Source organism: Halobacillus faecis, assembly GCF_007991335.1.
In the GTDB taxonomy this organism is placed as follows: domain Bacteria; phylum Bacillota; class Bacilli; order Bacillales; family Halobacillaceae; genus Halobacillus; species Halobacillus faecis.
Window position 1 is genome coordinate 100,727 of record NZ_BJYD01000001.1, and the last position, 8,756, is coordinate 109,482.

Sequence of the window (8,756 nt, forward strand, 5' to 3'; positions counted from 1 at the left end):
TTTTTGTGGAAAGTTTTCGTTCTGTATGTAAAACCGCTTACAATATGTTATACTAATCTAGGAATTACAGAGTAAAAGTATATCATATATAGGGGGCTGGAACAGCATGGGGAAAACAAAGATTGCTATTAATGGTTTGGGAAGAATTGGTCGCATGGTATTTAGAAAGGCTGTGGCGGATGAATCTATGGATTTGGTAGCCGTTAATGCAAGTTATCCAGCTGAAACAATTGCTCACATGATTAAATACGACAGTGTCCACGGACGTTTTCAAGGTGAGGTCAATGTCGTTAATGGGGACTTGGTCGTCAATCGGAAAAAAGTGAAGCTGTGTTCAACAAGGAACCCATTGGAGCTGCCATGGGACGAACTGGATATCGATATTGTAATTGAAGCAACAGGAAAGTTTAAAACAAAAGAAGAAGCAGGTCTTCATTTAGAATCTGGAGCTAAAAAAGTCATCATTACAGCACCTGGAAAACAAGTAGATGCAACGATTGTAATGGGTGTTAACGAAGAGACTTATATGCCGGACAGTCACGATGTCATCTCAAATGCATCCTGTACAACCAATTGTCTTGCCCCTGTAGTAAAAGTGTTGGAGGATGAATTCGGCATTGAAAATGGTTTGATGACCACTGTCCATGCCTTCACCAATGATCAGAAGAATTTAGATAACCCACATAAAGACTTACGACGGGCCCGCGGGTGTACTCAATCGATCATTCCAACGTCAACAGGAGCAGCAAAAGCCTTAGGAGAAGTAATCCCAAGTCTTCAAGGGAAATTGAATGGTATGGCCTTGCGTGTACCGACTCCAAATGTATCTCTTGTTGATCTTGTGGTCGATTTAAAAAGGGAAGTTACGGCAGACGAAGTGAATGAAACCTTTGCGAGAATGGCAAAGGGTGAAATGAAAGGAATATTGGAATACAGTGAAGAGCCACTCGTTTCCATTGATTACACGACTTCTTCATCTTCCGCGATCATCGATGGGTTAACTACACAAGTTATTGATGACCGTAAAGTGAAAGTGCTGGCCTGGTATGATAATGAATGGGGCTATTCCTGCCGTGTGGTAGATCTTGCTAAGTATGTGGGGAACATGATGAAACAAGAAAAAGAGGCTCGCGTATCATAATCAACAATCTCCTGTTGTATCTGAATCCCCCAGGGGAGCAGCAAGAAGAGTCGTCCAAAAGCGAGTAAAATATTTCTTGCAAATTAGGGGTAAACCATATATACTTTCTCTTGAACTTCTGAATTTCATATAAATTCATGTCTACTCAAAGGGTTAGGACCTCTCAGGACTAACTTTCCCCCGTGGTAGTTCATGGCTGTTATTTCAGAGGTATTGAAGTGAATGTACAAAGGGGGATCCTTAATATGGATACAATGGGAAGACACGTAATTGCTGAATTATGGAATTGTAATGAAGAAAAATTGAACGATATGTCGTATATAGAACAAGTTTTTGTAGATGCTGCTCTTAAAGCTGGTGCGGAAGTGCGGGAAGTTGCATTTCATAAATTTGCCCCTCATGGAGTTAGTGGAGTAGTCATCATATCTGAATCACATTTGACAATTCATAGTTTTCCAGAGCATGGATATGCAAGCATTGATGTTTATACATGTGGAGACCGCATTGATCCTAATGTCGCTGCACAGTATATTGTTGATGCACTAGAAGCAGGTAAGAATGAAACGGTAGAAGTACCAAGAGGAATGGGACCTGTAGAAGTACAGCAGTCTCGTGCCCTATAATAGAAAGGGAAGCCACGCAGGGAGATCTGCGTGGCTTCTTTTATCATTATAGATCGTCCTGCTTCTTTTATCGGTTGTTCCAATCAAAGGATAGTTACTCCTAAAGACTTCACTTGGAAAGCTGATTGATAATTATGGAAGCTGTCAAGGGCTCTCCTCCTTTCGTAATCACCCCTACTAAAATCTGTTTAAGACCTTAGGTTTCAATAATTATTTCTTATTTGTATAAGTCATGTTAAAATAAAGGGAGATTATGTCGAATGGAATTGAAGGGGTTAGGTAAGTGAAAGCATTTATTTCCAGGTATTTCAGCAATCATTCCGAAACGAGTGAAGAGCATAAGGATTCTGCGCTTGTCACACACTATTATAAAGCGAAGCATGATGATCTTTTCCGTGCTGTTGAAGGACTGTTTACATCGCCTTCAGAAATTGTAGCAAGTTCTAAAGAACGTGGAGAACTGACCGTCAAATATAAAGGGAACAGACGCGCGTTTATAGTGGCGACGATCATCATGGTGCGCCCTTTTCGAACAGCCGTAGACTTTTCTGTCACAACGGATTCAGGAGGTCCTGTTGATTTTGGATACAGCCGGAATTTAATCGTTCAGCTTTATAAAAAATTGGACAGTCAGTTTACAACGGTGGATCCTTCCTGACTACTGCCGAAAAGAAGATGATGTGGAGTTGATCATACGTGAAGTGCCCGAATTGCCACTATAAAAGTACAAAAGTCCTTGATTCCAGGCCGATTGAAGAAGGACAGTCCATTAGACGACGCCGTGAGTGTGAACAATGCCAATTCAGGTTCACAACTTTTGAACGGATTGAAGAAGTCCCGTTGATTGTTGTGAAAAAAGAAGGCACAAGAGAAGAATTCAGTCGTGAAAAATTGATGCGTGGACTGATTCGAGCATGTGAAAAGCGACCGGTGGCCGTGGAGGAACTGGAACGAGTGACCATGGATATCGAAAAGGAATTAAGAAATCGTGGCGTTTCTGAAGTCATGAGTGAAGATATTGGTGAAATGGTGATGGAGCGTCTTTCTGACATTGATGAAGTTGCTTATGTTCGTTTTGCTTCCGTATATCGACAGTTCAAGGACATCAATGTTTTCATCGACGAATTAAAAGAACTAATTAAACATGAAGACAATGAATGAGCCTGTTCCGGCTCATTTTCTTTTTCTAGGATCATAGATGATGGAGGCCGTCTGTTTCACGTGAAATTCCGGCTTCCTGTTTAGAATATAATGAATAAGCTTTAATGATTGAAGGAGGTGGAGGCGGTGAGTTACTCTATTGGCAAACTCCTCCCTGTGGACGGTTTTAAAATCATACGTAATGGAGAGCTGCCTCGTAGTTTTCATCGTTCCTTGTCACATTTATACCAGCCGATTGTTGGGAGGCTGGCGATTTCACTTTATCATATCCTTATATCGGAATCGGATATGATGGAAGAGGAACAGGTACAGTCTCACCATACATTAATGTCTTACCTGTCTGCGCCATTGGACAAAATTTATGAAGCGAGAGGGAAACTGGAGGCTATTGGTCTACTACGAACGTTTCGCTCCATGGATGAAGATCACCAGGTGGTATATCTGTACTCAGTTCATCCCCCTTTCTCCCCTGAAGAGTTTTTCCTTGATGATATGCTCTCTTTGTTGCTGCATCATGAGTTGGGAAAGGAAAAGTATGAGCGTTTGAAAAAACGGTTTTTGAACGCCGGACAATCCTTTGAGGGTTTTACTGAAGTAACAGCTACTTTTGATGAAGTTTTCCATAACAAAATGATTGAATCTGTCCAAAGAGAAACGGAAACCATTGCGAAGCAGCAGAAACACCAACAAGAATCCAGAGGGCCGATAGCTTCTATGGACCGAGTGGACTTCCAGTGGCTGAACCATGCATTAAAAAAGCGCATGTATCCATCAGAACAAATACTAAATGGGCGCAATAAGAAATTGATTGTCCAGTTGGCAACGTTGTATGACCTCTCAAACACTGAGCTTGAAAAAGCGATCACGTGGGCTATTGATGAAAATCATTATTTAGTGGAAGAGGAACTGAAGGCAGCCTGTCATGATTTCATGAAAGAACAGAAGAATGGCAGGGAGAGAGATTCAACTCTAGACCGCAGAGAGAAAATGAAAGTGGAAAACACGTCCACAAGCGGGACAAAAGAGGATCAATTTATTCAGATGCTTGAGGAAATCTCTCCAAGGGAATTGCTTGAGGATGTATCCAATGGTAATCGTGCGTCTGAACAAGACTTAAAAATGATTCGTGACGTGATGACAGAACAGGGAATCGCACCAGGGGTTATGAATGTGCTTGTCCATTACGTTCTTTTAAAAACGGATATGAAATTGTCGAAGCCTTACCTTGAGAAAATTGCAAGTCACTGGGCCAGAAAAAATGTAACGACCGTGAGACAAGCGATGAACCTGGCCAAGGCTGAGCACCAGAAATATCAGCAATGGGGCAAACAGAAGTCTCAAAAGCGGAAAAACCAAAAGGAAGAAGTTATCCCTGCCTGGTTCAAACAGCAAGAGGACTCTCAGCATGAGAAAAAAGAAGCGGTACAAGTGAATACGGATGACATAGCGGCAAGGATTAAGAAGCTGACGAACAAAGGGAATTAAAAAGGGGGGATACCAATGGAACCTATTCAACAATCGTTAAAAAAATGGATGCGTAACAACGAGCAGTTTCAAAAACGAATGAACCATATGAAAACGGAAGTGATGGAATCCTCGGAAGTAAAAAAGTTAATGCAGGAGCATGAAGAGTTAACGGAAGAAGCCATCGAGAAACAGTTGATCAAACTCTATGAATACCGGACTCAATCAAAAAATTGCGAGAAATGTCCAACACGTGAAGAGTGTATCAATATCCTTCCTGGTTACGTTCCAAGAGTAGAAGTGGAAGGTTCTGATGTGAAGCTGATCTATGACAAATGTCGCCGTCAGCGGAAACATGAACAGCAGGAAGAGCAGAAATCCTTAGTGAGAAGTCTCCATATGCCACGTGAAATCCTTGAGGCTTCATTAGAACGGATGGATCTTCAAGACCCGGATCGGGGAGCTGCTGTGGAACGAACCGTCCAATACATTGAAGGTCTCAATGATGAACTGCCAAGTAAGGGACTTTACTTTCATGGGCCGTTTGGTGTGGGGAAAACTTATTTCCTGGGAGCTATCGCTAATGAACTAAGCTCTAAGAATATCCCATCTATGGTTATCTATATGCCGGAATTTGTAAGAGAGATTAAGGCATCCATCAAAGACGACTCCATGAATGAAAAGATCGAAGCATTCAAAGAGATCCCTGTACTCATGCTTGACGATATAGGTGCAGAATCTCAGTCGGCTTGGTTCAGAGATGAAGTTCTCGGAAGTATTCTCCACTATCGAATGATGGAAAGACTCCCCGTTTTCTTCACCTCCAACTACAACTTGAACGAGTTGGAAAAAGTGTTGATGACGAGTAACCGTGGCGATGTAGAACAAGTAAAAGCCAAAAGAATTACAGAGCGGATCCGCCAACTGAGTGAAGGTGTCCATGTAAATGGTAGGAATAGACGAGGATAACGATTACAAAACAGAAGACAATAGCATGATTCCCTCTCCTGTCACATAAATATAACAGGGAATAGCCAACTTTATGTCATAGAAGCGTCAACTTTTAATGGCTGATGATCAGGGATGATTCCTGGTTTCTTCCATTGAACATAGTGGTTGAATGAAGTCGGGACGAGGGGGAATCTTGGTGTTTTGCATTCATTTTTCTAATCGTACGGAAGCGATCCTATTCTATAATGCAATTGTCTCAGAACAAAAGCTTTGGATTTTCAAGGAACATAAAGACGGTTTTGATGTGAGGTTGATGAATGCTTCATTGAGTGGAGCGGCTTATGTGGAGGCGATCCGTGCCTTTTTACAATTAATACGGAAAAGGAAAATGCTCGGGTGGATGGAAGGCGTATTGAAATACCGTTACTATTACGAGGATGCACAAGAAGTTCAACGGATGCTTGAAATTGGACAAGACTTCGAAGATAAACCACCCGCAGGACTTAAGCTTCCACCGATCTATCACTATTTACGCGCTTTTATTCAGGACTATTTGATTGCCAGAAGCTTTGTGGAATTTGATGAACTCAGTGCTGCTTGTTTGCAGTCCGTGCATGACTCGCTTATTGAATACACCGGGAAAATCATTGATGAATATAAGCAAGAAGAGTCCTATCAACTGATGGTGGATTCTTGGCGTTACCGTGTCCATCATAAGGATACAGGTGTTCAGCTGCTTCATTTGCTGGATGATGGTCGTTTAACTTACTATCATGATGAAGGGAATCCAATCAGTGAATCAGAAACAAAACTGTACATGAAGCAATACCCGGATGACTGTATTGCTCATCTGCCTATTGAATGGCCGGTCACTCCAGCTCTAGCTCATGCACCAGATGAGTTAATCATCTATTCGGATGCAACGGACCATTCAAACTTAGAGTTATTGATGAATATTTTCGAAGAAAAAGCTTCGTGGAGGCCTAAATCACAATTTCCTTTTAAAATGGGTTGATTTCCTTTTCCTAAATGGATATAATAACGTACATATCTAAACAACGGCTTGGAAAAGGACACGAACATAAAGTGGCGCAAGACCAGAGAGAGGGGCCATCGGCTGGAAGCTCCTTGTTGACGGCTTTACTGTTTACCACCTTGGAGCTCTGTCTGTGAACATACCATTAGTAATAGACAGCGTCTGATCCGCGTTAAGGAGAACGAAGCCGCATGGTCTAACGTTGCGGGAATTTGGGTGGAACCACGAGTGATAACGCTCGTCCCTTAGCTTATATGCTGAGGGACGGGCGTTTTTTATATTTATTTTAGATAAAGGAGTGTTAAACATGTCGAATGCGATTCAAATCAAATTTCCAGACGGTAACATCAAGGAGTTTGAGAGAGGTACGACAGGTGAAGAAATCGCACAGTCGATCTCCCCTGGCTTGAAAAAACAAGCCCTGGCGATCAAATTAGACGGCGAACCTTATGATTTGAGAAGGCCGATTGAACAAAATGGTGACATCGAAATCTTGACATATAAAAATCCTGAAGGGTTGGAAGTGGTCCGCCACTCTTCCGCTCACTTGATGGCACAGGCGATTAAACGTCTTTATGGCAATGTGAAGCTTGGTGTCGGTCCAGTCATTGAAAACGGGTTTTATTATGATATCGATATGGAAGAATCCCTTACACCAGAGGACCTTCCTAAGATTGAAAAAGAAATGCAGCGCATTGTTGATGAGAATTTAGAGATTGAACGTATCGAACTTTCCCGTGAAGAAGCGATTGAAAAGTATAAAGAGATCGGCGATGACTTGAAGCTTGAGCTAATCGAAGCGATCCCTGAAGGAGAGCAAGTGACAATCTACCAGCAGGGAGAGTTTTTCGATTTATGCCGCGGGGTACACGTCCCACAGACAAGTAAGATCAAAGTCTTCAAGCTGTTGAGTATTTCTGGTGCCTACTGGCGTGGAGACAGCGACAATCAAATGTTGCAGCGTATTTATGGGACAGCTTTTGAAAAGAAAGTCCACCTTGATGAGTACCTGAAAATGCTCGAAGAAGCAAAAGAAAGGGATCATCGTAAGTTAGGAAAAGAACTCGATATTTTCACAGTTAATCAAAAGGTTGGTCAAGGGTTGCCGATGTGGCTTCCAAAAGGAGCGACAATCCGTCGTACGATTGAACGCTATATTGTAGATACAGAAGAACGTCTTGGCTATGATCATGTCTATACACCTGTTCTGGGAAGTGTGGATTTGTATAAAACAAGTGGACACTGGGATCATTATCAGGATGACATGTTCCCAACAATGGAAATGGACAACGAAGATCTTGTCCTTCGTCCAATGAACTGCCCGCACCATATGATGATTTACAAAAATCAATTGCACAGCTATCGTAATCTTCCTGTTCGTATTGCGGAGCTCGGCATGATGCACCGTTACGAAATGTCCGGCGCACTTGCAGGATTGCAGCGTGTACGTGCAATGACATTGAATGACGCCCACATCTTCGCTCGTCCGGATCAATTAAAGGATGAATTCAAACGTGTTGTTCGTCTCGTACAGGAAGTGTATCGCGACTTTGGTATCAATGATTACTACTTCCGTCTTTCCTACAGAGATCCTGAGGACAAAGAAAAGTATGTAGACAATGATGCGATGTGGGATAAAGCGCAGGCGATGTTGAAAGAAACAATGGAAGATATGGAGCTTGAGTATGTGGAGGCAGAAGGAGAAGCGGCCTTCTACGGTCCAAAACTGGATGTTCAAGTGAAGACAGCTCTTGGAAAAGACGAAACATTGTCCACTGTTCAGCTTGACTTCCACCTGCCAGAGCGTTTTGATCTGACATACGTTGGAGAAGATGGAGAAGATCACCGTCCGGTTGTTATTCACCGTGGAGTGGTATCAACAATGGAACGCTTTGTTGCTTTTCTTATTGAAGAATATAAAGGTGTATTCCCGACGTGGCTTGCTCCTGTTCAGGCGAAAATCATCCCTGTCTCCGCAGATGTTCATCTCGATTATGCGAAGAAACTTGAAGATGAGTTGCGTGAAGCAGGTGTGCGTGTCGAAGTCGATGAGCGTAATGAGAAGATTGGTTATAAGATCCGTGAAGCTCAAATGCAAAAAATTCCGTTCCAGCTTGTGGTTGGTGACAAAGAAATCCAGGACAATGCGGTCAATGTCCGTCGTTATGGAGAACAAGACTCCGCAACTAAACCACTGGATACTTTCAAACAAGAAATTAGAAACGAAATCGACCAAAAACTTCTACGCAAGTAAAAGAAGTGACCCGGAAGTCTTTCCAGAGACTTTCGGGTTTTTATTTCGCTATATGGCAGTATTGGGGAAGACTCAGTTTCGAGACTTTTATTGAGTGGATAGGGGCGAAGGGGAATAGCTCGCTTT

At 42.4% G+C, this 8,756-nt stretch carries 8 protein-coding genes; all 8 read left to right on the forward strand.

The genetic code is table 11. The annotated features are described in order from the left end of the window. Window positions 1-106: 106 nt before the first annotated feature. The 8 genes from HFA01_RS00465 to thrS all read left to right on the forward strand — a co-directional run bounded on the left by HFA01_RS00465 (window position 107) and on the right by thrS (window position 8,630). Window positions 107-1,141, forward strand: coding sequence for a glyceraldehyde-3-phosphate dehydrogenase (locus HFA01_RS00465; RefSeq protein ID WP_146812605.1), 1,035 nt, complete (start codon window positions 107-109; stop codon window positions 1,139-1,141). 245 nt (window positions 1,142-1,386) lie between these two features. Next, complete coding sequence (gene speD / locus HFA01_RS00470; protein ID WP_115824217.1) at window positions 1,387-1,764, forward strand: adenosylmethionine decarboxylase; 378 nt, start codon at window positions 1,387-1,389, stop codon at window positions 1,762-1,764. A 283-nt stretch (window positions 1,765-2,047) separates the two neighbouring features. After that, entirely contained in the window at window positions 2,048-2,422 is a 375-nt protein-coding gene (locus HFA01_RS00475; protein WP_146812606.1) for a cytosolic protein, read from the forward strand. A 38-nt stretch (window positions 2,423-2,460) separates the two neighbouring features. Next, window positions 2,461-2,925 (forward strand): transcriptional regulator NrdR, encoded by a 465-nt coding sequence (nrdR, locus tag HFA01_RS00480; RefSeq protein ID WP_146812607.1) that lies wholly within the window; start codon window positions 2,461-2,463, stop codon window positions 2,923-2,925. A gap of 126 nt (window positions 2,926-3,051) precedes the next feature. Further along, window positions 3,052-4,410 carry a replication initiation and membrane attachment family protein gene (locus HFA01_RS00485; protein ID WP_146812608.1) on the forward strand — a complete coding sequence of 453 codons (1,359 nt, stop codon included), beginning with the start codon at window positions 3,052-3,054 and terminating at the stop codon, window positions 4,408-4,410. A 15-nt stretch (window positions 4,411-4,425) separates the two neighbouring features. Continuing rightward, the gene (dnaI, locus tag HFA01_RS00490) at window positions 4,426-5,358 is read left to right on the forward strand and encodes a primosomal protein DnaI (RefSeq protein ID WP_146812609.1); all 933 of its coding nucleotides are present in this window, start codon (window positions 4,426-4,428) and stop codon (window positions 5,356-5,358) included. A gap of 178 nt (window positions 5,359-5,536) precedes the next feature. Then, on the forward strand, window positions 5,537-6,355 hold the full coding sequence (ytxC, locus tag HFA01_RS00495) for a sporulation protein YtxC (protein WP_146812610.1): 819 nt from the start codon (window positions 5,537-5,539) through the stop codon (window positions 6,353-6,355). A 328-nt stretch (window positions 6,356-6,683) separates the two neighbouring features. After that, entirely contained in the window at window positions 6,684-8,630 is a 1,947-nt protein-coding gene (gene thrS / locus HFA01_RS00500) for a threonine--tRNA ligase (protein ID WP_146812611.1), read from the forward strand. Window positions 8,631-8,756 lie beyond the last annotated feature (126 nt).